The 26,043-nt window shown below is 57.8% G+C and carries 20 protein-coding genes and 1 pseudogene; 4 read left to right on the top strand and 17 right to left on the bottom strand.

What is annotated here, in order from left to right; genetic code table 11:
* Positions 1–110: 110 nt before the first annotated feature.
* From MO767_RS18370 to MO767_RS18315, 12 genes are all read right to left on the bottom strand, one after another.
* Positions 111–959: a CoA ester lyase gene (locus MO767_RS18370; RefSeq protein WP_282481659.1), complete on the bottom strand. Its 849-nt coding sequence runs from the start codon at positions 957–959 to the stop codon at positions 111–113.
* Positions 959–2,152, bottom strand: coding sequence for a CaiB/BaiF CoA-transferase family protein (locus MO767_RS18365; protein ID WP_282481658.1), 1,194 nt, complete (start codon positions 2,150–2,152; stop codon positions 959–961). The genes MO767_RS18370 and MO767_RS18365 overlap by 1 nt, the downstream gene beginning before the upstream one ends.
* Before the next feature lie 10 nt (positions 2,153–2,162).
* A complete protein-coding gene (locus MO767_RS18360) occupies positions 2,163–3,323 on the bottom strand; it encodes an acyl-CoA dehydrogenase family protein (RefSeq protein WP_282481742.1) in 1,161 nt (386 codons plus the stop codon).
* 107 nt (positions 3,324–3,430) lie between these two features.
* Positions 3,431–4,288, bottom strand: a complete 858-nt coding sequence (locus tag MO767_RS18355) for a MaoC family dehydratase N-terminal domain-containing protein (protein WP_282481657.1) — start codon at positions 4,286–4,288, stop codon at positions 3,431–3,433.
* Between the two features lie 14 nt (positions 4,289–4,302).
* On the bottom strand, positions 4,303–5,193 hold the full coding sequence (locus tag MO767_RS18350; protein ID WP_282481656.1) for an aldo/keto reductase family oxidoreductase: 891 nt from the start codon (positions 5,191–5,193) through the stop codon (positions 4,303–4,305).
* A gap of 92 nt (positions 5,194–5,285) precedes the next feature.
* A complete protein-coding gene (locus MO767_RS18345; protein WP_282481655.1) occupies positions 5,286–6,179 on the bottom strand; it encodes an NmrA family NAD(P)-binding protein in 894 nt (297 codons plus the stop codon).
* A gap of 66 nt (positions 6,180–6,245) precedes the next feature.
* Entirely contained in the window at positions 6,246–8,036 is a 1,791-nt protein-coding gene (gene lpdA / locus MO767_RS18340; protein ID WP_282481654.1) for a dihydrolipoyl dehydrogenase, read from the bottom strand.
* A 10-nt stretch (positions 8,037–8,046) separates the two neighbouring features.
* Complete coding sequence (gene aceF / locus MO767_RS18335) at positions 8,047–9,354, bottom strand: dihydrolipoyllysine-residue acetyltransferase (protein ID WP_282481653.1); 1,308 nt, start codon at positions 9,352–9,354, stop codon at positions 8,047–8,049.
* 84 nt (positions 9,355–9,438) lie between these two features.
* Complete coding sequence (gene mdeB / locus MO767_RS18330) at positions 9,439–12,123, bottom strand: alpha-ketoglutarate dehydrogenase (RefSeq protein ID WP_282481652.1); 2,685 nt, start codon at positions 12,121–12,123, stop codon at positions 9,439–9,441.
* 133 nt (positions 12,124–12,256) lie between these two features.
* The gene (locus MO767_RS18325; RefSeq protein WP_282481651.1) at positions 12,257–14,185 is read right to left on the bottom strand and encodes a methyl-accepting chemotaxis protein; all 1,929 of its coding nucleotides are present in this window, start codon (positions 14,183–14,185) and stop codon (positions 12,257–12,259) included.
* A gap of 300 nt (positions 14,186–14,485) precedes the next feature.
* On the bottom strand, positions 14,486–15,955 hold the full coding sequence (locus tag MO767_RS18320) for a carbohydrate porin (RefSeq protein WP_282481650.1): 1,470 nt from the start codon (positions 15,953–15,955) through the stop codon (positions 14,486–14,488).
* Between the two features lie 53 nt (positions 15,956–16,008).
* Positions 16,009–17,226: an MFS transporter gene (locus MO767_RS18315; protein ID WP_282481649.1), complete on the bottom strand. Its 1,218-nt coding sequence runs from the start codon at positions 17,224–17,226 to the stop codon at positions 16,009–16,011.
* Between MO767_RS18315 and MO767_RS30845 the strand changes: the two genes are divergently transcribed.
* From MO767_RS30845 to MO767_RS18300, 3 genes and pseudogenes are all read left to right on the top strand, one after another.
* Complete coding sequence (locus MO767_RS30845) at positions 17,138–17,635, top strand: YkgJ family cysteine cluster protein (protein ID WP_349016930.1); 498 nt, start codon at positions 17,138–17,140, stop codon at positions 17,633–17,635. The two genes, MO767_RS18315 and MO767_RS30845, sit on opposite strands and share 89 nt — an antisense overlap.
* A 139-nt stretch (positions 17,636–17,774) precedes the next feature.
* Positions 17,775–18,062: pseudogene (locus tag MO767_RS18305) on the top strand (transposase); the annotation flags it as partial.
* 168 nt (positions 18,063–18,230) lie between these two features.
* Positions 18,231–18,638: a hypothetical protein gene (locus MO767_RS18300; RefSeq protein ID WP_282481647.1), complete on the top strand. Its 408-nt coding sequence runs from the start codon at positions 18,231–18,233 to the stop codon at positions 18,636–18,638.
* Between the two features lie 361 nt (positions 18,639–18,999).
* On the opposite strand, the gene MO767_RS18295 is transcribed toward MO767_RS18300, so the two are convergent.
* The 5 genes from MO767_RS18295 to MO767_RS18275 form a co-directional block, all read right to left on the bottom strand.
* Entirely contained in the window at positions 19,000–19,560 is a 561-nt protein-coding gene (locus tag MO767_RS18295) for a recombinase family protein (protein ID WP_282481646.1), read from the bottom strand.
* 495 nt (positions 19,561–20,055) lie between these two features.
* The gene (locus tag MO767_RS18290) at positions 20,056–20,946 is read right to left on the bottom strand and encodes a hypothetical protein (RefSeq protein ID WP_282481645.1); all 891 of its coding nucleotides are present in this window, start codon (positions 20,944–20,946) and stop codon (positions 20,056–20,058) included.
* On the bottom strand, positions 20,943–21,941 hold the full coding sequence (locus MO767_RS18285) for a hypothetical protein (protein WP_282481644.1): 999 nt from the start codon (positions 21,939–21,941) through the stop codon (positions 20,943–20,945). Before MO767_RS18285 ends, MO767_RS18290 begins: the two co-directional genes overlap by 4 nt.
* Positions 21,938–24,145: a type VI secretion system tip protein VgrG gene (locus MO767_RS18280; protein WP_282481643.1), complete on the bottom strand. Its 2,208-nt coding sequence runs from the start codon at positions 24,143–24,145 to the stop codon at positions 21,938–21,940. Before MO767_RS18280 ends, MO767_RS18285 begins: the two co-directional genes overlap by 4 nt.
* Before the next feature lie 217 nt (positions 24,146–24,362).
* Positions 24,363–24,722, bottom strand: a complete 360-nt coding sequence (locus MO767_RS18275; protein WP_282481642.1) for a response regulator — start codon at positions 24,720–24,722, stop codon at positions 24,363–24,365.
* Positions 24,723–24,905: 183 nt separating this feature from the next.
* On the opposite strand from MO767_RS18275, the gene MO767_RS18270 reads away from it, so the two are divergent.
* On the top strand, positions 24,906–26,030 hold the full coding sequence (locus MO767_RS18270) for a sensor histidine kinase (RefSeq protein WP_282481641.1): 1,125 nt from the start codon (positions 24,906–24,908) through the stop codon (positions 26,028–26,030).
* The last annotated feature ends 13 nt before the right edge of the window (positions 26,031–26,043 follow it).

The following is a 26,043-nucleotide window of genomic DNA, read 5'->3' as shown; positions in this document are numbered from 1 at the left end:
AGTAAAATTCGGCTGCTGTTTCCACGCCTCGATAGTATTGAGAGAGGCAGGTTTTAAGAATTTGTCATTTGGACCAAGAGCTGTTCCAAAATAGAAAAGAGCCGCCGACCTCAGAGGCCATACTCTGCCGCCAACGCGAGAATGTTCCTCGCCCGCGCCATCACCGGCGCATCGATCATGCGGCCATCGAGTACAACGACACCGCCGCCAGCACTATCAGCCAGACGGCAGACGGCCTGCGCCCATTCGATGTCCTGTGCCGAGGGCGTGAATGCCGCAGCCGCCTCGCTGACCTGACTGGGATGGATCAGCAACTGCCCACTGAAGCCGTGCCGGCGCGCACGGGCGGCGTAACGGGCTAGGCCCGCCTCGTCGCCGATCGCGGTGAATACCCCGTCGACTGGTGCCGGCAATCCTGCCCGCTTGCTGGCGAGCACCAGCATTGCGCGCCACGGCAGGAACACCAGTTCCTCAGGGTCTGACTCGTCGGGTATCAGATCGAGTTCGACAGCCAGATCCAGCTTGCCAAACATCAAGCGGGCGCAACCCGGCGCACCGGCGATATGCGTTAACGCGTCGATGCCCTGCACGGTTTCGACAATGCACAACACCGGTTTACCACTGGCGCCATGGGCGTGCTCGACCTGCGCAGCGCTGTCCGCCTTAGGCAGCATCACGGCGGCGATGCCGGTATGGCGACAGGCCGCCAGATCATCTTCATGCCACGCCGTATCTGCGGCATTGATGCGCACGGTGACCCGCTCATCCGGGTGGGCATCCAGCCAGGTCGTCAGCGCCATCCGCGCTGCCGGCTTGTCGACAGGTGCCACCGCGTCCTCAAGATCGACGACCACAACGTCAGTGCCGCTGGACAACGCCTTGGCAATACGTTCCGGTCGGTTAGCGGGCACGAAAAGAAAGGTTCGCGCGCGAGCCAGATTCAATTGACGGGTCGCCATCACACCACCTTCCTATCGCACAGATCATCGGCGCGGTCGGTGTAGCCGAGTTCGCGAAGGATCGCAGCGGTATGCTCGCCCAGTGCCGGCACCGGGCCCATACGCGCGGGACGGTCACCGCCCATGCCTGGCGGCTGCAGTGCAGGCACGGGGCCTGTCGGCGTGTCCACACTGGTCCAGCGTTTGCGCGCCTCAAGTTGCGGGTGGTTCCATATGTCGTTCATCGTGCTGACGTTTGCGTTGGCAATATCGGCGGCATCGAGGCGAGTCATGATCTGTTCGGCGGTGAAATTGGCGAAGCTCTGCTCAATCAGTTGGCTCAAGGCATCCCGGTTGGCGGTGCGCCGGGCGTTGCTGGCGAACCTTTCATCAGTAGCGAGGGCGGCGTCGCCCAACAACTTGTCGCAAAACACGGCCCACTCCCGCTCGTTCTGCAGGCCGAGCATGACAGTGCGACCGTCGCCGGCGCGGAACGGCCCATAGGGGTAAATCGTCGAGTGGGATGCTCCAGTACGCCGCGGCGGCTCTTGACCGTCGTAGGCGTAGTACATGGGGAAGCCCATCCACTCGACCATCGCGTCGATCATTGCAATCTCGATGCGGCGGCCACGCCCGGTTTTGCCACGCTCGATCAGCGCGGCGAGGATATTGGTGTAGGCGTACATCCCCGCCGCAATGTCGGCGATGGAGATGCCAGCCTTGACCTGCTCCTCGGGCGTGCCAGTGATCGACAGAAAGCCCGCCTCGCTCTGAATCAGCAAGTCATAGGCTTTCTTCTCGGTGTACGGGCCACCCTCGCCGTACCCCGAGATATCGCACACGATCAGCTTCGGGTTTTTCTCCGAGAGCGCCTCGAATGACAGTCCCAAACGAGCAGCAGCGCCGGGCGCGAGGTTCTGTACAAGCACATCGGCCTCGCCCAGAAGCTTCATGAGAATCTCCTGAGCCTCGGGTTGCTTCAGGTCCAGAGCGAGGCTTTCTTTCGAGCGGTTGACCCAGACGAAATGCGAGGCAAGGCCATCCACGCGGGCGTCATAGGCGCGAGCAAAGTCGCCGCTGCCAGGGCGTTCGACCTTGATCACGCGAGCACCCAGATCGGCGAGATGGCGCGTCGCCAGGGGCGCTGCGATTGCGTGTTCGAGCGAGATCACCGTTACACCGTCAAGTGGAAGTCCCGGGTTACTGGTCACCATGGCAGATTCCTCAGAAAGAGCGCGGCAGCCCGAGCAGGTGCTCGGCGACGTAGGAGTAGATCAAGTTGGTGGAGATCGGCGCGACCTGGTACAGCCGGGTCTCACGGAACTTGCGCTCGATGTCGTATTCGTTGGCAAAGCCGAAGCCGCCGTGGGTTTGCAGGCAGACGTTGGCTGCCTCCCACGAAGCCTTGGCCGCCAGGTATTTGGCCATGTTGGCCTGGGCACCACAGGGTTGGTTGGCGTCGAACAACTGGCACGCCTTGAAGCGCATCAGATTGGCCGCCTCGATCTCGATGAAAGCGTCGGCGATCGGGAATTGCACCCCTTGGTTCTGACCGATCGGACGGTCGAACACCACGCGCTCGTTGGCGTACTTGACCGCGCGTTCCATGAACCAGTAACCGTCGCCGATGCATTCGGCGGCAATCAACGTGCGTTCGGCGTTGAGCCCGTCGAGGATGTATTTGAAACCCTTGCCCTCCTCGCCGATCAGGTTCTCCTCGGGAATCTCGAGGTTGTCGAAGAACAGCTCGTTGGTCTCGTGGTTCACCATGTTGGGGATCGGCTGCACGGTGAGGCCTTTGCCGATCGAGTCTTTGAGGTCGACGATGAAGATCGACATGCCCTCGGACTTTCTTTTCACTTCGGTCAGCGGCGTGGTGCGCGCCAGCAGGATCATCAGGTCCGAATGCTGCACCCGCGAGATCCACACTTTTTGGCCGTTGACGACGTAGCGGCCGTCTTTCTTCACCGCGTTGGTCTTGATCTTGGTGGTGTCAGTGCCGGTAGTCGGCTCGGTGACCGCCATCGACTGGATGCGCAATTCGCCTGAAGCAATCTTCGGCAGGTATTTTTCCTTCTGCGCCCGGCTGCCGTTACGCAGCAGCGTGCTCATGTTGTACATCTGGCCGTGAACGGCGCCGGAGTTGCCGCCCGAGCGGTTGATCTCCTCCATGATCACGGACGCCTCGGTGAGCCCCAGGCCCGAGCCGCCGTACTCTTCGGGGATCATCGCGGAAAGCCAGCCGGCACCGATCAAGGCGTCGACAAACGCCTCCGGGTAGGCACGCTGTTCGTCGATCTTGCGGAAATATTCGTCCGGAAACTCACTGCATAGGGCACGTACTGCATCGCGGATTTCCTGGTGTTCGTCAGGGGTATAGAGCATGGTCATGGCGGTTTCCTGGCCTGTCTAAGGCAATTGCGGCACAGCAGTGCCCTTGGCACCTCTGCACAGAGGCACCTTTTGTTGAATCGTTTTGGTTGGTTAGCCGGTCAGTCGACGGTGACTTCAGCCTTCATCGCCAGCCGGCCAGCGCATTCCGTCCACAAGTCAGCGGTGTCCGGGCCGGTGATCTGGCCGCACAGATCAAAATCCGCCGTTTCGAAAAGCGGACCCACCCCACGAAACGCAAAGCGTCGAATGCGTTTGGCCGGATGTCGGGTCCGATAGGCTTCGAGCAGCAGCGTGGCGGCCAGCGGCCCCTGCACCACGAGCCCCGGATAACCTTCTTCCTCAATCGCGTAAGGCTGGTCGTAGTGAATGCGATGGCCGTTGAACGTCAGCGCCGAATAACGGAACAGCAAGACCGGGTCGGGGTTAACGGACTGGCGAAACTCGGCACAGCCCTCAACTGGCGCGCTGGTCAGGGGCGCACCTTTCGGCGCAGGCTGGCGGTAGACGATGTCCTGTTCCTCAACCAGGCAGACACCACGCTCACCCGAGACCGTGTGCTCCACGGTCACGAACACCAGTTCGCCATTGCGTCCGGTTTTGCGCTCGCAGCGGGCGATGCGGGAAATCCGCGTGACGGCCTCGCCAATCCGCAATGGCTGCTCGAAACTCAGGCGACCGCCTGCCCACATACGGTTGGGCAGGTCCACCGGCGGCAGGAATCCCCCGCGTTTCGGATGGCCATCGGTGCCGATTTCGCAGGCTCGGGCGTTTGGCGTGAAGTACACCCAGTGCCACAAGGGCGGCAACTCGGCACCCTCTACCAAACCATCGGGATCCAGATCGAGCGTGGCGGCCAGCGCCTGGGCGACACGTTGATCGATGCGGTCGGCACTCAATTCCCCCCGGCCCACCCATTGGCTCAAGTCAACCGTGCCTGTCTTGTTGCAACTGTTCATTGTCATCTCCTGCGTCACGTATCGTGTTCCATACCCGATGACTGAACCGACGAGATGCCGTCCAGCGCAGCGACCGCATCGTCCGGCAAATCCAGTGCAGCGATCGCGAGGTTTTCGTGCAGATGGGCGACCGAGGAAGTGCCGGGGATCAACAGGATGTTGGGCGAGCGTTGCAGCAGCCACGCCAGAGCGACCTGCAGCGGCGTCGCTCCAAGGTCAGTAGCGACTCGGGTCAGGGTTGCCGATTGCAGTGGGTTGAATCCGCCCAGCGGAAAGAACGGGACGTAGGCGATGCCGTCCTTGGCCAGGACGTCGATGAGCGGGTCGTCAACGCGATGCACCAGGTTGTAGTGGTTCTGCACGCAGGCAATCTCGACGATCTCGCGCCCCTCCCAGACCTGCTCAGCCGTTACGTTGCTAAGGCCGATATGGCGCACCAGCCCTCGTCGTTGCAGTTCAGCGAGCGCTTCAAGCGGTGCGGCGATTGAGCCTTGCGCCGGCCCCTGGGGGCTGAACATGACGCGAAAATTCACGACGTCGAGCGCGTCCAGTCCGAGATTACGCAGATTTCCCTCGACCGCTTGCACAAGCTCGTCCGGCTGGCAGGCAGGAAACCACTCACCCGCCGTTCCGCGGCGCGCACCGACCTTGGTGACGATCAGCAAATCTTCGGGATAAGGCGCCAGCGCTTCGCGAATCAGTTGATTGACGACCTGCGGACCGTAGTAGTCGCTGGTGTCGATGTGGTTGACGCCCGCCGCCAGCGCCTCACGCAAAGTTGCCAGTGCACTGGCCTTGTCGCGCGAGGGCCCGAACGCACCGGGACCTGCGAGCTGCATGGCGCCGTAACCGAGCCGTTTCACGGTGCGGCCGCCAAGAGAGAATGTGCCGGCGTTTTCGATCATCTCTATTCTCCATCTCGTGTGATCATGGGTTGATCCCGGTTTACCAACGGCAAGACGCTTTTTGTCTGCCCTTTCAAAACCAGGCCGGACATCTATCTCTGCGCCTTGTAGGCTGCATATTCCTTGCGCACGAAGTCTTCGAAGCGGGTCGGTGAGCGACCCAGCAACCACGAGAGGACGTTTGGATTACCGAGGAAATCGTGGTGGCTGTAGCGCTTCTCGATCGAATCGCTCACCCGGGCTTGATGCGCAAACGTGACGGGGTCGCCATTGCCAAACCGGGCTCGGATGAACGACGCCATGTCAATGCGCTCGACCCGAATCTCGTGACCGAGTACGCCTGATAGCACCCGCCCGATATCGTGCGCCGTGAAACGTCCAGGCCCCACCAGCTCGTAGGTGGCTGCGCGATGGAGTGTCGGCTGTGCGAGCACCTTCGCTGCCACCTCGGTCACATCGTCCAGATCGACCATGGATTGATAACGATCCAACGCCCAGGACAAGCGGAATACGCCTTCCTCGAAGACCGGCTTCATGCGTGCCGCCAGCATGTAATTCGCCGGTTGGAGGATGGTGAATTCGAGCCCGGAAGACAGCAGATGCTCCTCGATGTCGCGCTTGATTTCATGCTGGAGCAGGTCAGTCGTGATGGCATGAAGCACCGAGCTGAAGACGAAATGCCCTACTCCCGCTTCCCGTGCTGCATCAACGATATCGAAGCCGATCGCTCGTTCATCCGGATGCAGGGTCGGGCCGATGTGATAGATAGTCGCAATGCCCCCCACCGCTTCACGAATGAATGACGGATCAGCCAGATCACCCACCAGCACTTCCTGCACACCCAGTTCATTCAGGGTGTCGGCTGAGCCCTTGCTGCGTACGCAGGCACGCACACGATGTCCTGCGGCGAGCAACCGGGGAATAAGGCGCTTACCCTGGTTGCCGTTGGCCGATGTGACGAGAATCGTAGCTGGAACACTGGTCATGGATGAAAATCCCGATCTGGTCGATAGCAAGGCGAGGCGCTGCAGACGCGCCCCGCTCATTAGTGTTTAGCGACGGACCGCCGGCAGGTCGGTGCAACTGCCATGGGCGACTTCCGCCGCCATCCCCACGGTCTCACCCAAGGTCGGATGGGGGTGGATGGTCTTGCCGATATCCACCGCATCGGCGCCCATTTCGATGGCCAGGCACACCTCGCTGATCAGGTCGCCCGCCCCGGTGCCTACGATGCCGCCGCCGACCACCCTATGGGTTTGTGCATCGAACAACAGCTTGGTGAAACCTTCATCGCGACCGTTGGCAATCGCCCGTCCCGACGCTGCCCACGGGAACACCGCGGATTCGACCTTGATGCCTTTGTCCTTGGCTTCCTGCTGAGTAAGACCGGCCCAGGCCACCTCTGGATTGGTGTAGGCAACCCCCGGAATCTGCAACGGATCAAAGCGGCTGCGGGCCAATTCGGCATTGTGGGTGGCCTCGCCTGCCGCCACTTCAGCGGCGACGTGCCCCTCGTGTACCGCCTTGTGCGCAAGCATGGGTTGGCCAACGATGTCGCCGATCGCGAAGATGTGCGGCACGTTGGTGCGCATCTGCTGGTCCACGGCAATGAATCCGCGCTCACCCACGTTGATACCCGCCTTGTCGGCGTCGATCTTGTCGCCATTGGGTCTTCGGCCTACAGAAACCAGTACCAGGTCATAGCATTGCGGCTCTGAAGGTGCCTTTTCACCTTCGAACGTCACCCAGATGCCCTGCTCACTGGCCTCGGCATTCACCGTTCGGGTTTTCAACATCACCTGATCGAAACGGTGGCTGTTGTGTTTTTCCCAGACCTTGACCAGATCGCGGTCAGGCCCCTGCATCAAGCCGTCCAGCATCTCGACCACGTCGATACGCGCACCAAGGGCGGAATACACGGTGGCCATCTCCAGCCCGATAATGCCGCCGCCCACCACCAGCATGCGCTTGGGCACCGCCCTGAGTTCCAGAGCCCCGGTGGAGTCGACGATGCGCGGGTCTTGCGGCATAAAAGGCAGCTTGACGGCCTGGCTGCCCGCGGCAATCACGCACTGTTTAAAGCGAATGACCTGCTTCTCGCCCGTCTGCGCCTGGCCGGAACCTGAACAGAGTGAAACTTCGATATGGTGCGCATCGAGAAAGCGACCGAAGCCACGCACGACTTCGACATTGCGCCCCTTGGCCATCCCGGCGAGCCCGCTCGTCAGCTTGCTGACCACCGACTCCTTGTGCGCGCGCAGCTTGTCGATATCCACCTGGCTGGCGCTGAAGTCGATCCCCAGTGCAGCCAGATGCGGTACTTCTTCCATCACCGAGGCGATATGCAGTAACGCCTTGGAAGGGATGCAACCGACGTTGAGGCACACGCCCCCGAGCGATGCATAGCGCTCTACCACTAGGGTTTTCTGCCCCAGATCCGCCGAGCGAAAGGCGGCGGAGTAACCGCCAGGGCCGCCACCCAGGACAAGCACGTCGCACTCCCGATCAGCACTGCCGCCGTGGGTGGCAGTTGATGCGGCTGAGGGCCTTGGCGACTGCGCGCTGGCAGGTGGTACTGGCGCACCTGAAGGGGCTGCCGCGTCATTCGACTCCAGCGTCAACAACACAACGCCTTCCGCCACCTTGTCACCGATTTTGACCCGCACTTCCTTGACCACCCCGGCGGCCGAAGACGGCACATCCATGGTGGCCTTATCCGACTCAAGCACGCAGATGGCGTCATCGACTGCAACCCGATCGCCGACCTTGACCAGCACCTCGATCACCGGCATCGCGACCGCATCGCCGATACCTGGCATCTTCACTTCAATAACCTGACTCATGGGCTGCCCCTCAAAGTGCAATTCGACGGAAATCAGCCAACAGAGCTGCCAGATGCTGGAGGAAGCGTGCCGCGGCCGCGCCATCCACGACGCGGTGATCCCATGACAGTGCCAGGGGCAGAATCAGCCGTGGCGCAAAGCCGTTACCCTCCCAGACCGGCCGGGTCTGCGCGCGGGTAACGCCGAGGATCGCCACTTCCGGCGCGTTGATAATGGGAGTGAAACCTGTACCTCCGATCCCACCCAGGCTGGAAACGGTAAAGGTGCCGCCGGTCATGTCGGCAGGGCCCAACTTGCCGTCCCGTGCCTTTCTCGCCAGTTCGCCGCACTCGGTGGCGATCTGGCCGATGCCTTTCTGATCGGCGTCGCGAATCACCGGCACCACCAGCCCGTTCGGCGTGTCGGCCGCAAAACCAATGTGGTAGTACTGCTTGAGGATCAGGATCGGTTCGCCGTCTTCGTTGCCCAACGAACTGTTGAACTGCGGGAAGGCTTTCAGGGTGGCGACCGCGGCCTTGATCAGGAAAGCCAGCAGGGTGTACTTGATCGCGTCTTTGCCGCCTTCGGTGTTGAGCTGCACGCGAAACGCTTCAAGCCCGGTGATATCCGCTTCTTCGTTGTTGGTAACGTGGGGAATCATCACCCAGTTGCGCGAAAGGTTGGCGCCGGAGATTTTCTTGATACGCGACAGTGCGACTTTCTCGACAGTGCCGAACTTGCTGAAATCCACGTCCGGCCAGGGGAGCAGGTTGAGCCCAGCGGAGTGATCGGCGCCTGGCTTGGAGCTGTTGAGGCGAACCAGGGCGTCCTTGACGAAGCCTTCGATATCCTCGCGAAGCATTCGCCCGCCCTTGCCGGTGGCCGCCACTTTCGAGACGTCCACCCCCAGTTTGCGTGCATAACTGCGCACTGAAGGGCTGGCGTGGGGTTTCGGGCCAGAGGCAGTCACCACTGGCGCGACCGCCGACACCACAGCGGCTGCAGGCGTTGCCACGACAGGTGGCCCAACGGCACTCACCACGGCATCAGCCACCGCAGTGCCATTGACTTGATTCTGAGTGGCTAGCGCCGCATCGGCGGCCATCCGCAACGTGAGGATGGCACTGCCTTTGGAAACCCGATCGCCCTCCTTGATGGTCACCGCCACAACGGTGCCAGCGCCAGGGCTTGGGACATCCATGGAGGCCTTGTCCGATTCCAGGGTCAGCAATGGATCATCGAACGCTACCGTATCGCCCGGCTTGACCAACACTTCGATCACCGGAAGGTCTTTGAAGTCCCCGATGTCAGGGACCTGAATTTCTCTGATTTCACTCATGACATACCGCCGCCAAGAAATAGATCCGTTGCGGGTTCACGCAACGGATGGAGCGCTCATCGAGCGCGTACGAAGAGAAAACCGTTAGCGAGTCCAGGGAGCCGGGCGGTTACCGTCCAGGCCGTATCGCTCGATGGCTTCGGCCAACACCTGACGCGGCAACTTGCCGTCACGCACCAGACCATCCAGCGCTGCGAGGACGACCTGATGACGATCGACTTCAAAGAAGCTGCGCAAGGCGGCGCGGGTATCACTGCGACCAAACCCGTCGGTACCCAGGGCAATGAAGCGCGCATCGACATAGCTGGCGATCAGTTGCGGCCAGGCACGAACGTAGTCGGAAGCGACAATCACTGGCGCATCACCGACGAGGGAGGCGCAAAGGTGGCTCACCTGCTCGGGATCGGACGGATTCAGGCGATTGTGTCGCTCCACTGCCCGCGCTTCACGAGCCAGCTCGCTGAAACTGGTGACGCTCCACACTTCGCTCGATACTTGCCAGTCGGCCGCCAGCAGTTCGGACGCCGCGATCACTTCCCGCAGGATGGTGCCGCTGCCCAGCAGTCGGACCGAACCACGGGATGGCGCTGCATCCGTCACGGCGTAGCGATACATGCCGCGAATGACTTGATCTTCAACGCCTGCCGGCAAAGAAGGCTGCGCGTAGTTCTCGTTCATCACGGTGATGTAATAGAACTCATCGACATCGCGTTCCATCATCTGGCGCATGCCATGGTCGACAATCACCGCCAGCTCGCCAGCAAAAGCCGGATCGTAGGCGCGGCAGTTCGGCACGGTGGCCGCCACCACGTGGCTGCTACCATCCTGGTGCTGCAGCCCTTCTCCACCCAGGGTCGTACGCCCTGCGGTGGCGCCCAGCAAGAAGCCGCGGGCGCGCTGATCAGCCGCTGCCCAGATCAAATCGCCGACGCGTTGGAAGCCGAACATCGAGTAGTAGATATAGAACGGCAGCATCGGTTTGCCGTGGGCGCTGTAGGAGGTGGCAGCTGCCACCCAGGAAGACAGTGCACCCGCTTCCGTAATGCCCTCCTCCAGCAGCTGACCGTCACGGGCTTCACGGTAATACAGCATGGAGCCTGCATCTTCCGGCTCGTAAAGCTGCCCCAGCGGCGAGTAGATTCCGATCTGGCGAAACAGGTTGGCCATACCGAATGTGCGCGCTTCGTCCGCGACGATAGGCACGACACGCGGCCCCAGTTCCTTATCCTTGAGCAAACCGCCGAGCATCCGCACCACCGCCATGGTGGTGGACATTTCTTTGCCGTCGGCTTCGAAGGCGAAACGCGCGTAGTCCGCCATGGCGGGTATGGCAACGTGTTCCTTACCCTTCTGCCGCGAAGGCATGTAGCCGCCCAACGCGGTCCTGCGCTCGCGCAGATAACGCATCTCCTGGCTGTCTTCGGCCGGGCGATAGAAGCGCAATTGCGCGACATCGTCATCCGACAGTGGCAGCGCGAAGCGATCGCGGAACGCCTTGAGTGCGTCGATATCCAGCTTCTTCGCCTGGTGCGATGTCATGCGCGACTCGCCCGCACCGCCCATGCCATAACCTTTCTTGGTTTTGGCGAGGATGACGGTCGGCCGTCCCTTGTGCGCCTTGGCAGCGGCGAAAGCCGCGTGCAGCTTGCGGAAGTCGTGACCGCCACGCTTGAGGGCATCAATCTCGGCATCGGACATGTGCGAGACCAGTTCCTTGACCTCTGGATCCTGCTGGAAGAAGTGCAGCAGGTTGTAGGCACCGTCCTTGGAGCCGAGCGTCTGGTATTGGCCATCAACGGTCTGGGCAAACCGCTGTAACAGGGCATTGTTGGTGTCCCGTGAAAACAACGGGTCCCAGTCCGATCCCCAGATGACCTTGACCACATTCCAGCCGGCGCCGGTAAACAGTGCCTCGAGTTCTTGAATGACCTGGCCGTTGCCACGCACCGGACCATCCAGGCGCTGCAGGTTGCAGTTGACGATAAAGGTAAGGTTATCGAGTTTTTCCCGCGCAGCGAGGGTGAGACCTGCAATGGATTCTGGCTCATCCATTTCGCCGTCACCAAACACACCCCAGACATGACGCTCGGCAGTTTCGGCAAGATTGCGATGCTCGAGGTAGCGCATGTAACGCGCCTGATAGACCGCACTGATCGGGCCAATGCCCATCGACCCGGTAGGGAACTGCCAGAAATCAGGCATCAACCAGGGGTGCGGGTAGGAGCTCAGCCCATTGCCGCCCACTTCCTGACGGTAATTGGCCAATTGCTCTTCTGACAGCCGCCCTTCAAGGAACGCACGGGCATAGACGCCCGGTGCCGAATGCGGCTGATAAAACACCAGGTCGCCGCCGTGATGTTCATCTCGGGCACGGAAGAAATGGTTAAAGCCAACCTCGAAGATCTCGGCGGCAGACGCGTAACTTGCGATGTGCCCGCCCAGATCTCCGTAGGCCTGGTTTGCGCGCACCACCATGGCCAATGCATTCCAGCGAATGATCGACGTGATCCGTTCCTCGACAGCAAGGTCCCCTGGGTAGGGACCCTGCCTTTCAATCGGAATTGTGTTCCGATACGCCGAGTACGGGTGCACATGCGAGGTGATGCCAAGTGCTCGTGCGTGTTGCTCCAACTGTTTGAGCAGGAACTGGCCACGCTCGGAACCGCCATCACGGACGACGGCCTCCAGCGATTCCAGCCACTCCTGTGTTTCATCCCGATCAATATCCAGCGATGCCATTGACCCGGAGCTTTCATTTAGCGAACTCATGTCTGCCTCCACTCTTATTGTTGTCTGCTTAGAGATGAACCGACAGAACGTGCCGCCGTACTAAGCTTCATTACTTGGGTTTCAGTACTGTTGAGTACCTGAAACTTGATTGATCGAGAAAAAAGAGCCCGTATCAGGTCGACGTGCGGAAATCTCCCACCGCCGCGTTGAGCGCGCCGCCCACCTGTTTGAGCCCGCGCACCGACTCTTCCAGCAGCCCGCTGGCAGCGCTGCTCTGCTCCGAAACCGCCCGTACCCGCTCCATGCTTTTGCCCACCTGCTCCGCCACCGCGCTCTGCTGCTCGGCCGCCGCGGCAATCTGTTGACTCATCTGTTCCACGGTCGACACTGCCGCGGCGATTTCCTGCAGCGCCTGGGAGGCCTGCGCGGCAAGCACTACGCTTTCGCCGGTCAACACCTGGCTGCCCTGCAGGCGACTGTCCGCCTGCTCGGCGACGGCGCGCAGTTGCTGGATGATGGTGGCGATGCTGTCGGTGGAGGCCTGGGTACGCCGCGCGAGGTTGCGTACCTCGTCGGCCACCACCGCGAAGCCACGACCGTTTTCGCCGGCACGTGCCGCTTCAATCGCCGCATTCAGGGCCAGCAGATTGGTCTGTTCGGCCAGGGCCTTGATCACATCGAGCACCTTGCCGATGGCCGTGCTCTCAGTGAGCAGCAAGCCCATGGCCTCGGAACACCCACTCATTTCTTCGGCCAGGTGACCGATCTTGGTGGTCGCCTGTCGTACCAGATCCTCGCCTTTGCGCGCCTGACTATTGGCCTGCTCAACGGCGTTGCGGGTCTGGCTGGTATTGCGCGCGACGTCCTGAGCGGTCGCCGCCATCTGTTGCATGGCGGTGGCCGCCAATTCGGTCTCCTCGCGCTGAGAATCAACACCCTCACGAGTACGCTCCGTCACCTGCACCAACCCATTGGCGGACTGATTCAACTGCCCGACACCCTCGCCAATCCGGCCGATCAGCCCACGCAGGCTGGCAAGCATGAGCCCGACGCTGCCGAGCAACTGCCCCAGCTCATCACGGCGTCCCGCAGCATCGATCTGGGCGCTGAGATCGCCCGAAGCCACGCGCCGGGTCAGCTCAACCGCCTGACGCAATGGCTGCAGGATCAAGTGGCGAATCAACAGGCTGGCGCCAATGCCAAAGCTGAGGGCCAGCAGCACAATCCCCCCGAGCAGGCGCGATACCCGCTGACTCATCACCTGCGAGGCCTGCACCTGGGCATCGCGGGCCGCGACAAGCAGTGCGCTGACCTTGTCCGCGGTGACATTCATCGCGGCCTGGCTATCGCTGGCCTGATCACGACTGGCGGCGTAGCCGTTGAATGCATCGCGGTATTCATCCAACGCCGTACGCGCCTGGGTCAACGACTCCCGCTCAGAACCTTCGAGACGCAGCTCCAGGTTTTCCATGTAAGAGCGCAGCTCGATAACCCGCGCCTCCCAGGCATTGCGCACTTCGGAACTGCCTTGCAGCGTGAAATAGAGTTCGCTGTCACGCAGGTTTGCCAACTTGTCACGCAGCGTGGAGGCTTGCTCAAGCTGCAGCATGCGCACTGAGTCAGCGGGCTGAGTCCGCGAGGCCAACAGGTTGACCGCGTCGAGCTGATCGAGCATGACCACGGTGAATCGCTCGCCAACCACTTGGGCCAATTGCTGCATGCGCAGGCGAGCCTGGCGGGCATCACGCTGGGCTTGAGCGTAACGCTCGAACTGGGCGAGATAGATTTTTGCCGCGTTTGTGGAATCGCCCTGCCCGCCCTGGGATGTTTCCAGCAACAAGACAAGCTCACCGGTGATACCGGCAACCTTGTGGGCCTCCTCCTCAGCCAGGTCCAGAGCAAACGCCTTTACCGATACCTGCGCTTGCAGCAACAGCGACTCGACAGAGGCGACGTCGTTCATCTTCTCGGCCCGTGCTTCGAGCACGTTGAGCGCGTAGAACGCTGTCGCTGCAACGCCTAGCGTCGATACCAGGACCAAGCCGAAACCCAGTGAAAGCTTGGTGCCCACTGACAGGTTGCCCAGCACACGAGCAATCACAGGGACCGCCCTTTGCTCAATGAAAGAGCGGTGCAAGGCGCAGAGAGATCGTGGCAAATGAAGGCCTGAGTCGCGCTGGGCATATGAATTCTTCTTGTTGTTCTTCGATGTGCGACGTTCTACGTCGCTAGCGTTCAGAGGCTATCGCGGATGCGTGAGGCTCGCCCAATGGTCAATAACGATGCGAGTTAGCTGAAAAGCTGATAGTGCTGGAGGATGCTGCTGAGCCGCCGCCTTGCACGTGCGGCTCACTGACCAGGAATGGGAGGCCCGGTCCGGTTTCAATCAGTCAATCTTGCATCAGAAGAACAACGTAATGCCGACTTGCATGTTAAGTGCGTCTTTGACATCTGGACTGAATGAGGGGTGTTCGACATAACTAAGCCCCGTGCGTAAGTACGTGCCGGCAGCAAGGCGCATGTTGTAAGCAAGCGTTGTGGACTTTGAGTCGTCGGCGTTCGACACATTAAGCTTGTCGAGCTTGGCGTTGGCATCATCGCTGTAGCTGGTGTAACCGTACTCCAGCGTCAACATGTCGAACGGGCGCGAGTCCAATGGCCCTTTTGCGAACACGCGAAGCCCGTAATACAGGTCAAACAAATTGCGGTCTTCGGGTGCAGACATCCAGGTAAAGCCGGCATACAGACCGCGCGAGGCGATGGCGCTGTTGAACTGGTAGAACTGGTAATCGCCAAGCACGTAGCCCGCGTAGTTGTCATCACTGCGCTCGTTACTCAGGAACTGGGTATAGTCCGACCGGTTGTAGATATAACCGGCACGTAGCCATGCATACGGGGTGCCCGGGGTCGCATTACGTTTAAATCCGAGCTCATCAATGTACAGCGCGCCGGCATGATCGACGTGAAGGTCAAGCTCACCCAGATGGCGGTCAATTTCCGCACCCATGCCGTCAGGACTGATGCTGCGTTGCACACCGAACTTGTTGTAGAAGTTGCCGAGGTTCAAGGTCACATTGGCGGCTGGGCTGGAAATGGGCGCGTGACTCAAGCCAACCTGATAGGGGATAAGCGCCTGCAGACCCTGGGTGCCACCCACTAGCGTTCCGCCAGTGAACGGACCGATGTATTCCAGATCGTTGGGGAAGACACCGATTTTGAGTTCGACGGTCTTATCCCAAAGACTCTGGTAGTAAGTAATACGCGTGTAGCTGAATTTCGATGACGGATTCACTTCATCCCAGCTGGAGTAATAACTTCCCACCCCAAAGATAAATTGGCCATTCTTCAGGCCGACTTGCCCCAGGTCATAGGTCAATCCTGCCACCAGGTTCGACGAATAAGTGGGACGCTCGCCGCTATAGGCTTGCGGGTTGTGCCGGTCGTGATCCAGGTAATTATTGGTAAAGTTGGACATGTTCAAAATGTTGAAGCCGATTCCGTGATCAGCGAGATCGCTACGCAATCCACCTGCGTCGCCGAGGATACTTTCGGACGGTGGTGGCAACTCAGTCAGTTGGCCATGTTCAACCAGAGCATCGATTTTCGCGAATTGCTTTTTACGCTCGAGAATATGGGCGAGCAATTGACTGTCGGGCAGTGATTTTTCCCCGGCCGCCGCGTCAAGCGCCGCAACCGGTAGTTTCAGCTCCGGGGCAACCTGCCCTGCTAAATATTGCTGAGTCGGTGTTGTTTCAGCACGAGCATTCAGCGTGTGAGCTGCCCATATTGCCAGGGATGCCGCCAGCGTAATCCGTATAAACTCAGGCGCACGCCTACGGATTCGGTTAATCCCGATTGAGTTGGGCCGCATACTATTACCTTATTATTTTTGTTGTATTCAGAAGACTACGTTGTAGAACCACACTATGTCGCGTTGGCCGCGGAGGAAATCCAGGCCTGTTGCGGCGACTTGGCGGACATGCACAACAAGCCGAACGCAAGAATCGGCAGTGCCGGAAAGAGCATCAAGCCCAGGCTGTAGGAGCCGCTTTTATCGAAAACCATGCCCAATACGATAGGTCCGATAATGGCTCCCAGAAGGGTGACCGAAAAGGCGCTGCCAAAGATCCGCGCGTAGGCCAGTCGGCCAAATCGACGGGCAATCAGGTAACCCAGAATATCGATCTCGGCCCCCTGAGTGGCGCCGATCAGAAAGCTGGCAGCCAGCGCCCAGTTCGGCCCCTCAATCAGCATCAGGAAACCGACAAGCTGGCAGGCGAGAAAAATCCCGGCCACGGTGCGGGTGTGCAGATGATCCAGCAAGGCACCGCCGAACAGTCGCCCCACCAGTGAGCCGACAGAACCCGCCGCAACGATGCCGGCAATCTGAGCGGCGGATACGCCCCAATCCGACAGCATCGCTGGCAGGTGAAAGCTTGCGCCGACAGCGCCAAAAAGCACCAGTATAAATGCCAGCGAATACAACCAGAAATCCCGCGTCGCCATGGCACTACGCAGGGTCAGGCCGTCCTGACCAGATTGCGTTTTCTCACTGCGGCGTTCTGCCTCGGGCATCGTCCCTTTATTGTCACGGACAAACACGGCGAGATTGACCAGGCCAATGACCAGAGCAATTGCCCCAGCCACCACAAAAGCCTCCCGCCAGCCGTGCAGTACGATGTTTTGCGAAATGAGATAGGAAAACCCGCCAGTGCCGACCGCGAGTCCCGAGGAGGTAATGGCGAAGGCAAGCCCCAAGTGCTTGTCGAACCAGCGCTGAGTCAAATACAGGAAGGCTGGATAACTCGCCAGATTGCCAAAGGCCACACTCAACGCGGTGATCGCGACAAAAGCGCCGAAGGAGTGTGTAAGCGACAGGCACATGTAACTGCCACACCCCAACACCGTGCCGACCAGCGCGACCCGGCGTGCGCCAAAGCGATCTACGAGGAAGCCGGCCAGCGGCATCACCAGCGCGTTACAGATGGCTGCGGCGGAAATGATGATGGAGAAATCGGTACGGGACCAACCGAACTCGCCGGTGACCGACTTCATGAACAGGCCCAGCGGGATCAGCAGAATGGCGGGCGGCGCAATGCTCATCCCGAGAAAGCATCCAACAAGTACAGACCAGCGTTTCATGTCTTGCGTCCTTATTATTGTATTGGCACACGAACGAGCGTTTGGAGCATGCAGGCCGATTAGCCGTTTTTCACGAGCCTACGTCCCGCCGGCGATTATATCAACAGCAGTTGAGATGATTAGACGAAGGGCCGATCACAAGAAGGCAACGAAAGCGACCACACGGCGGTGTGGTCTCCGCTCTCGAGCAGGCGCTGGACGAGATGATGGCTATCTGGATCGGGGGGACGGGGCTTGTCGGCACTACAGTGATGCCAACAAGCACTGCCTGATCTACGAGACGCGGCCGGATATCTGCCGGGTGGACCGGCAGTACCGGATGCACTATGCGCAGCGATTCAGCTGGGAGGCGTTCGTGGAAGTGAATGTCGAGGTTTGTCGGCTACTGCAAAGTCAGGAGGACGGATAGTTCGCCACAGATCGCTTAGACGTGCTGAAAATCCGGGTCGCTTACAGCCCTTCGCGACAGGCAGCAATCGACCCAGGCTGTGTGAAAACGCCAGTGATTGTCTAACCTTCCGATCGTCTAGATCGTATCGGGGGCGATCATGAAGCGACTCATTGAAGGTGAGGCTCGGACGCAAGTCACGTTGCTGCCTGAGTGCTTGGATGATTACGTAGCTGAAGAAAATCAAGTGCGAGTGGTCGATGTTTTCGTCGATGAACTCGACCTGGGCGCACTTGGTTTTGAGGGCGTCGATCCTGCCGCAACTGGGCGTCCGGCCTATCACCCAGCGGTGTTGCTGAAGATCTATATCTACGGCTATCTCAATCGGATTCATTCCAGCCGCCGGCTTGAGCGTGAGGCCGAGCGCAACGTCGAGTTGATGTGGCTAGTCGACGCGATGCAGGTTCGGCTAGCGAAATCAGTTGAGCGATCGTCGACACGGTTGGAACCTCGTTTTAGTATGAATTTGAAGCCTCTTACCGTTACCTAACCGTTTATTTTCCTGTTAAGTCCCGGTATTAAAATCATTGCGTCACGACAGTGACGAGGGTGGAAAATGAAAAGTTCGACGACCAACAGCCCACCGAACAACGAGCAGGCGCGGGAGTTCGCAGCTGGGATCAAGCGGCTTGAGCAAGCAATTGAGCGAGAGCGTTGGAGTTCTGGCTGCATCGAGAACGCAACCAAGGTCTACGAGCTGCCTGAATACAACGAGCTATTGGAGCAGGCCTATGACAGAGGGTTTGTAGGAAGCGACCAATCGGCCGATGGTTTTGACTTCGAAGCCATCAACGCCAGGCCGGAGAAGCAGCTGGATGGCCTGCCGATGGCCGAAATCCGGCGGTTCGTACATGCGCTCTACCGGTGCGAGCGACATAACCACGGCTGGAGCAGCTTGGTGCTGCTCGCCGTGCAATCGGGAGCTCTAGGAATGATCGCCCTGCGCCTCACGAAGGGGCGTTAGTGAGGCAGATCAAAATCTACTCTTTCTTGCTTGTACAGGGATGCTGTTGCTTCCCCAAAAATACCTGGATTTGCTTGGGTGACTTTTATGAAATGGACTCCATAGCACTCCAGACCCAGATAGGAAATGGTCAGGTCTATAGATTCGGAAATTTGGAAAACGAATTTACTCGCGACATTCAATTCTGCGCCAAAGAATGTGATGACATTTCTGAGCTCCAAAAAGATCTAATAAATCAAAGCCTTGCCCCGGCAAAAAAAACTACCGCTTAATTAAATACTCCTTTCCCATGGAATTCTCCCGCTCAATAAAACCGCATGTCGGATTGTGTAGAATCACTCATGCTCGTACATCGCTAGCACTAACTAAAAGCACGACACGCTCTCTTTACGCTCGCGGTTGAGATACCGAAGTGTGCAGCCGTCACAGCGATACTAGCTGCGCTACTCTTGCGCCAAGCGGCAACCGTGGCGTCGTCAATGGTCTTCTCTCGACCCAGCGCCTTACCCTCGGATTTTGCCCGCTGAATGCCGGCCATCTGCCGGGCTTTGATGTTGGAGCGCTCCAACTCGGCGACAGCCGCCAGCATAGTCAGCATGGCTTTACCGATTGGTGTTGAAAGGTCGAACCCCTCGCGCAGGCTAATAATCGCAACACCCTTCGACCGTAGCGCCTGGACGGTGGCCAGCACGTCTAGCGTATCGCGACCCAGGCGATCGACAGCACCGACAATCAGGGTGTCGCCGTCGCGCACGTAGCTGAGTAGTTTGGCGAACCCTTGCCGCTCAGCAGTCCTCACCGCACCAGACACGCCATCGTCCTCAAACCACACCTCAACTTTGTGCAGTTGCTCAATGCTGTGACGCTGAGCCTCGACGCTCTGATCACCAGTGCTAACCCTAACGTACCCGATGACCGCCATGCTGCGCCCTTCCCTAGCTCATAATATATAGCTCACAAGGTACGGCATAGCTCAAATTCAATCAACACCTTTGAGCCAACCACATTGCATCATATGGTCCATGGGTCGTAGGGTGTACCTTTTGAGCTAGATAATTGCCCAGACTTGTCCATTCATTTGCATTCGACCTGACCAGCCATTTGCATAAAATTTGACCACCACGCTTCGTGGCCGTGACCGGCAGAGAACGGCCGATTCTGTTGAAAAAGTCGGACGCGGTTTTCTCGGCAGAAAAGTAAGCGCATGAGATTGAAATCTTGAATCGCCTCACAGGCATTCGGAATCAGATTTCACGTAGCAATGCGCAAACCAGGCCTCTTCACCGATCAGATTCCTGGCAATTTGAAAAAACCGACTTTTTCAACAGAGTCGGCCAAAAGCAGTCGTTCGGAGACTCTGCGAAACGTAGGGGGATTGACACCCGCGGGGGAGAGTCCAACGGATGTCCGAAGGTAACTATTCAAGAGCTTTGATAGGCGGGTCTTGATAAGTTTCGTCTATATCAATGCCTGCGGCACGTGCCTTTTCTTCAAGTGCTAATCTTGCCGCATGATAACCCTCCAGTCTCTTAGGCAGGAGTTCTTTCCAGTGAGATCTTTCTTTCTCATCGGTGATGCCAGACAGCCAGAACTCCTTCTCTGATTGGAATTCTAGAATTATCAAATAAGTTGCTTTTGCGGTTGGTGCTTCTTCATCATTTTGCTTCCAGGCTTTCAGATGAAGGTAGGCGCCAGTATTGTAAAAGTACCAATTATACATAGGGCCTATCTGAAGCCAACGTTTCAGGTCAACTTGATAGTCTGGGTCGAGCCAAGGATGGCTGCTGACAGACTGCCCAAGTACACTGTCAGGACTATTGATTTTATTAGCTTGAGATCCAGATATTCTCGGATCTTCTGGCAAGAAAAAATGAGACCAGCCGGCGTCTTTTATTTTGTCGACGAGGTTGAATATTAACTCTCTATATTCTTCATGAGTGCTCCCCTTCGGTAGGCCGCGAAGTATTACGTTCAATGTTTCGATGTTTTCTGATTTTTTTTTATCAACTACAATTGAGGTGTTTACAGCCTGCTCAAGAGTTAAGGCGCGCTCGTTAACGGTTACGTTCAGAGTTGGTAGATTCTTGTCATTTGCCGATTTTTGTATCTTGTACCAGCAAACATCCACTTGGCTCAAGCAGCTTTCAGTGAAGGGGGTAGGAGAGGTAGTAGTTGTATTTTTTAGCGGGGCAAGAAATTTTACTTCAATTGTTTGAGATTGGTTTGTCATAGAAGGGTGCTCTAGCGCGCTTTGGCTTTCATTGCAGCCAGCGAGAATAAAAAATATAGTAAGGAGAAATACTTTCATTGCTGGTTAGACCATGTGGAGATCGTTCTTATCTCTCCTTCCATATAATCTTTCTCGGCTCCCATTAAATGGTGGTACTGCATAGCAATATCTGTGATGAATACCATTCTATCTGTTTCATCGTAGAGGTCGCCATTTTCCATCTGAACTCTCAGCTCCGGTTGTTTCACGTCGCAGGCCGTACTGAACGCAGCCACTCTCACAGGAACAAATGGTGCCCACTCGAAACCGGCTTGCATCTTCAGTGTCGCTCGAAAGGGCTTGCTTTCGTAAATTAAAGGCTGAAGGATTTTACGCTGTTCATGATTGGCTATCGCCATTAGTGAAACAAATTGCATTTCGCCTCTTGCCTTGCCAGCTGGCAATTTCTCCGTTTTCTGAATGGCAATAAATCCTGACTTAATGTCTTCAGTAACCTGCAAGTTATTCAATATAGGCAACGCATCATCCGCCCAAGGCAAACTATCAATGTTGGTCTGTATCTGCCCCTCACAACTACGCGCATCACGCTCCGGCGCGCACTCATCGAACTGTTCCGGGTATTTGCTGTAAAACCAGTGCCAGACAAAAATATCCTGGAATAGCCAGAAGTTGCCCTTGCCCAAGGAGTTTTTGCCAATACGCAACGGCGGTTGCACGATGGGCGGCGTCAGTATCAGATAAGGATCATTGGGAATAAAGTCCAGGCCGCATTTGACTTGTTTGCTGGCAAACGCCGCCAATCCCATCCAGTAAAACCGGCCCTTGAGTTCGGGCTTCCCGTCTTCGCCCTGCTCCAGGTAGAAACCCCCATAGGCAGCGGCAATCCGTGCGGCGCGGGCGCTGAAGTCGGAAATCAGCTCGTATTTGCTCGAAGCCGATGAGCGCTTTTTGCTTAAACGGCGTATGGCTTCTTCTTGTCCCATGGCCCACAACTTGTCACAACCCAGGACAACTTCGTGGACGGAGCAGGCTTTATCATTAGTCTTGAAGGTGGTAATCGGTTGAGCGCTCATTTCTTTCTGCTCGCCTCATAGTCATCAGCCCCGGAAGGCACAATCAGTTCATCCCAAACCAGATGGGCCTTTACCGGCTCTTCGAGGTCGGTTTGCACGCGAGGATGAAGGCCGCTGGCATCGCTTTTTGATATTTGAGGGGCTGTTTCGGAGGGCACGATCAGGGCCGTTTTGACGGATTTGACAGGTTGCCCACGGCGAGTGACGAACTTGAGCTGTTCGTCATAGCGTTCGCTGACTTTCGATTTGAGCAAGCCACCTGCCCGAGCTTGATCCACGATGACAGGAATAAGCGGTGCAAGTATACCAATCGCCGTGCCAGCACCTGGAGCACCGCCCGAGTTGGTCTTGACCTGCGCCCCACTGATCGTTACGCCCCCGGCATCAACTTTAATAAAACTCCCACCAGCCTTGGCCGTCAGCTCCATGCCGCCCTCAACCACAACCTTTTCCCCGGCGTTGTAGTGGATCTCTGTCCCAGCCTCAACAAACTGCGCCGTCCCCACCTTCACATGCTGAGTAACGGTAACTGTCAGGTGATCATTAGCCCGGGTCTCAGTCTTGCGATCTAGATGAGTGATTCGATGCTCTTCAACCTTGAACTCGCTTAAAACATTGGCCTCAACGGTGTCATGCCGTTCATTACCAATGCGAACTTTCTGGTCGTGCTCGATGTTTTCATCCCAATCGCGCTGGGCGTGCAGGTAGATCTGTTCTGCGCCTTTTTTGTCTTCGACACGAAACTCGTTGTAGCCCTTGCCGCCCGGAGAGCTGAGCGTCTTGAAGGTGCTTCGGGTTTTGTTTGCTGGTAGGTCGTAGGGAACGACGTTTTCCTTGTGATACAGGCAGCCAGTAATCAGTGGTTGGTCCGGGTCGCCTTCCATAAAGGACACCAGCACCTCCATGCCGATGCGCGGGATGGCGATACCGCCGTAGGCGTTGCCGGCCCAGCCGGTGGCGACGCGTAGCCAGCAGGTGGTGTTATCGTCGCCTTGGCCTTCGCGGTCCCAGAAAAACTGCACTTTGACGCGACCGTACTGGTCGCAGTGGATTTCTTCGCCCTTTGGCCCCGTTACGATGGCGGTCTGGCTGCCCATCACCTTGGTTTTTGGGTGTTCCAAGGCTGGGCGGTAATGGGCATCCCATGGCGTGGCGAGGAAGCGGTTGCGGTAGCCCTGGTGGAAGTCGTCTTTGTTATCGGTAACGTCGCTGGTGGTGTTTTCGCCCAGCACTTGCGGCTGTTTGCCTTCGTGAATGACTTCCAGCAATAGCCACAGGTCGTTCCACTCGGCGCACGGGTGTTCTGCCAGCGTGAGGAAGTGGCCGCTGGCAAGGCTTGGCTCGTCGCTTTTGCCTTCAACCAGCGTGTAGTCGGCGCGATGGCGTTCCAGGGCGCGAGTCGCCAGCTGTTTGCCGCGTTCGCGGTCGGTGAAGCGGCCGGGGTAGTCGTAGTCTTCGAGGTCCGGGGCGAACGCGCTTTTGGCGGCGCCTTCGGGCAGCAGGCGCGGTTTTTCGAAGTCGTAATCACGGCGGCTGACGCGGGTGGTACGGGTTTCCAGGCGCAGGTTGAAGCGCTTGATTACCGGTTTCTCGGCGGCCATGCCGGAGTCTTGCTGGTAGCTCACCGGCGCCAGTTTGCGGAACACCGTCTGGTCATCACCGAACACCAGTTTGTGGCCGCTGGCGCTGTGCTGGAAGTGGAAGTGAATGCCTTCTTCTTCGCACAGGCGCTGGATGAAATGCAGGTCCGATTCGTTGTACTGCACACAGTAATCGCGTTCCGGGTAGGTCGCGCCGAGCTGGAAACTGTAGGCGTCGGCCAGAATGCCGCGTGCCTCCAGGACCTGAGCGATGATCTTCGGCACAGTGAGGTGCTGGAAAATCTGCTGGTCATGGTTGTGCCGCAGGTAGGCCAGTTGCGGGACGAGGCTGATGCTGTAGCGGGTCAGGTTTTTGCCGGAATCCCCTTGCTCGCTGCGGTACACCAGGCCGTGGATCATGCCTTTGCCGGTGGCGCCAAAGGACAGGCGGCCGGGTTTGTGCAGCAACTTTTCGAGCTTGAGGTCGGGGCGGCTGCTGACCAGTTCGATGTCGAAACAGAACGGCTGATTGAGGGCTTCACGACCGACGAAACTGAGTACCTGAAGGTCGGTGGAAACGCCTTCCAGCGTGAGAGAAATATGGATTGCGTTTGCGTCCAGCATGCCTTGAATTCCGTCCTTCGAATAAGCAGGGGGCGGATGGTGCAGGAATACAGCAAGGCCTTCAAGGTGATATCAATAGCGGACTGCGCAGTGAGTCCAGTAATTGGGGCTCGCCGTCCATCGAGACAGGCAGAAATCGGCCAAAAGCTGTCACTCACTCACTCACTCACTCACTCACTCACTCACTAACAAGCAATGACAAGCATCGTTGTTTGTATTAGGCAGTCAGATACGTCCTAACCGCTTGATAAAGTGCATCCAGCGTCCACGGCTTACGCAGGAAAAAAGAGTGAGGAGGTATCATCCCATCAGGTATTGATCTATCGCCTGATGTGAGGATGACTGGCAATAAAGGCCAACGCGACCAGATCACTTGAGCCAATTCCAGTCCATCCATACTGCCCGGCATGCAGATGTCAGTCATTACTAAGACTATTGAAGACGAGCCTTCCAGCTTGGAAAGAGCATCATCTGCTGATGCGCAACCAATCACAGAGATACCTAGCAGTGAAATCGCGTCTCCTGTCAGTGAACGTAATATTTCATCATCTTCTACGACGAGCACTGTGGGAGACATGGTTAAGACTCCTAAACCTTCACCATTAGTGTTGTCACGGAAAGTAATCGTTTCGGACACCTGACGAGCGGTATTTCGCGCCGGATCTATTGCCGATCTTCGGCATTCCGCTAGCCTGATTCTATCGACCAAATTTTTCTGGCTGGTGCCTTCATCATCAATAGGACGCTCGATAGGATTGCCATGCGACTTTCAGATTTCATCCTCCAAAACCAAGAGTCTATTCTGCAAGCGTGGGAGGAATTCGCCAGGTCTGTAGATACTCCGATGCCCGCCATGGGGCCGCTAGGTCTCAGAGACCATGCCGAGTACATTTTGAGGAGTGTGGCACTCGATATGTGCACCTCTCAATCCCCTCAAGAACAGATCGACAAATCCCATGGGCTAGGGCCTGTAACGGAGGATGAATCGGCCGCTCAAAGTCATGCCATTACGCGCCTCATGGCGGGGTTCACCCTAGATCAAATGGTTTCAGAATATCGCGCCCTCAGGTCGAGCGTACTCAGGCTCTGGCTGACCCAAGGATATTCAGGGGAAGACCATCAAATTGAGGACATGATCAGATTCAACGAGGCAATCGATCAGGCGCTTGTCGAGTCCATAGCAGCGTATGGACAAGCGGTGGAGATGACTCGAAAAACAGTCTTGGGAGTGCTAGGACACGACCTTCGCACACCATTGGGTGCTGTGACGCTGGGTGCCGATTTGCTGAGGCAAACGGAAGAGTTGGGCGCTCGTGGACAAAGAATAATTGCGCAAATTACTACCAGCGCTCAAAGCGCCAACCAGATGGTGAATGACCTGCTTGACCTGGCACGCTGCAACCTGGGAACTGGAATCCCGGTACGACCGGAAAAAACTGACCTGACGTCTGTTTGTCAGTCAGTCGTGGATGAGCTCACCACCGCGCACCCAAAAGCACAAATCATTTTCACCGACTCGGGAACGGTAACCGGCCAGTACGACCCATCACGCATGGCACAGGCTTTCTCGAATCTCATTGGCAACGCCGTGCGACACGGCAAAGCTCAGAGTCCAATTAAAGTCACCCTGAGCGGGGATGGCACCACCGCCTGCTTTGGCGTGCATAATTACGGAGAGCCTACTCCTCCCAACGCACTCGCCTCTCTCTTTAATCCGAACAGGCGTTTCTCCAAGTACTCCGAGGGAGAACAAGGAGCATCGTCTGGCCTCGGGCTGGGATTATTCATAGCGGCTCAGATTGTCGAGGGCCATGGAGGAAAGATAGAGGTCGAGTCGACGCTGGAGCAGGGCACAACTTTCCGTGTGAATTTGCCCATTCGCTAATATCCATGGTTCG

It is taken from the genome of Pseudomonas sp. UYIF39, from assembly GCF_029963765.1.
GTDB lineage: Bacteria > Pseudomonadota > Gammaproteobacteria > Pseudomonadales > Pseudomonadaceae > Aquipseudomonas.
This window is presented reverse-complemented; position numbering and strand designations above follow the sequence as displayed.

Bases quoted from the DNA above. Each gene is read 5' to 3' on its own strand.
- MO767_RS18350 (WP_282481656.1), bottom strand. From the start codon at position 5,193: ATGATCGAAAACGCCGGCACATTCTCTCTTGGCGGCCGCACCGTGAAA.
- MO767_RS18320 (WP_282481650.1), bottom strand. From the start codon at position 15,955: ATGCGGCCCAACTCAATCGGGATTAACCGAATCCGTAGGCGTGCGCCT.
- MO767_RS18345 (WP_282481655.1), bottom strand. From the start codon at position 6,179: ATGACCAGTGTTCCAGCTACGATTCTCGTCACATCGGCCAACGGCAAC.
- MO767_RS18365 (WP_282481658.1), bottom strand. From the start codon at position 2,152: ATGGTGACCAGTAACCCGGGACTTCCACTTGACGGTGTAACGGTGATC.
- MO767_RS18315 (WP_282481649.1), bottom strand. From the start codon at position 17,226: ATGAAACGCTGGTCTGTACTTGTTGGATGCTTTCTCGGGATGAGCATT.
- MO767_RS18275 (WP_282481642.1), bottom strand. From the start codon at position 24,722: ATGTCTCCCACAGTGCTCGTCGTAGAAGATGATGAAATATTACGTTCA.
- aceF (WP_282481653.1), bottom strand. From the start codon at position 9,354: ATGAGTGAAATCAGAGAAATTCAGGTCCCTGACATCGGGGACTTCAAA.
- MO767_RS18280 (WP_282481643.1), bottom strand. From the start codon at position 24,145: ATGCTGGACGCAAACGCAATCCATATTTCTCTCACGCTGGAAGGCGTT.
- MO767_RS18300 (WP_282481647.1), top strand. From the start codon at position 18,231: ATGAAAAGTTCGACGACCAACAGCCCACCGAACAACGAGCAGGCGCGG.
- MO767_RS18270 (WP_282481641.1), top strand. From the start codon at position 24,906: ATGCGACTTTCAGATTTCATCCTCCAAAACCAAGAGTCTATTCTGCAA.
- MO767_RS18370 (WP_282481659.1), bottom strand. From the start codon at position 959: ATGGCGACCCGTCAATTGAATCTGGCTCGCGCGCGAACCTTTCTTTTC.
- MO767_RS18295 (WP_282481646.1), bottom strand. From the start codon at position 19,560: ATGGCGGTCATCGGGTACGTTAGGGTTAGCACTGGTGATCAGAGCGTC.
- MO767_RS18285 (WP_282481644.1), bottom strand. From the start codon at position 21,941: ATGAGCGCTCAACCGATTACCACCTTCAAGACTAATGATAAAGCCTGC.
- MO767_RS18360 (WP_282481742.1), bottom strand. From the start codon at position 3,323: ATGCTCTATACCCCTGACGAACACCAGGAAATCCGCGATGCAGTACGT.
- MO767_RS18290 (WP_282481645.1), bottom strand. From the start codon at position 20,946: ATGAAAGTATTTCTCCTTACTATATTTTTTATTCTCGCTGGCTGCAAT.
- lpdA (WP_282481654.1), bottom strand. From the start codon at position 8,036: ATGAGTCAGGTTATTGAAGTGAAGATGCCAGGTATCGGCGATGCGGTC.
- MO767_RS18355 (WP_282481657.1), bottom strand. From the start codon at position 4,288: ATGAACAGTTGCAACAAGACAGGCACGGTTGACTTGAGCCAATGGGTG.
- mdeB (WP_282481652.1), bottom strand. From the start codon at position 12,123: ATGAGTTCGCTAAATGAAAGCTCCGGGTCAATGGCATCGCTGGATATT.
- MO767_RS30845 (WP_349016930.1), top strand. From the start codon at position 17,138: ATGAACAGGCCCAGCGGGATCAGCAGAATGGCGGGCGGCGCAATGCTC.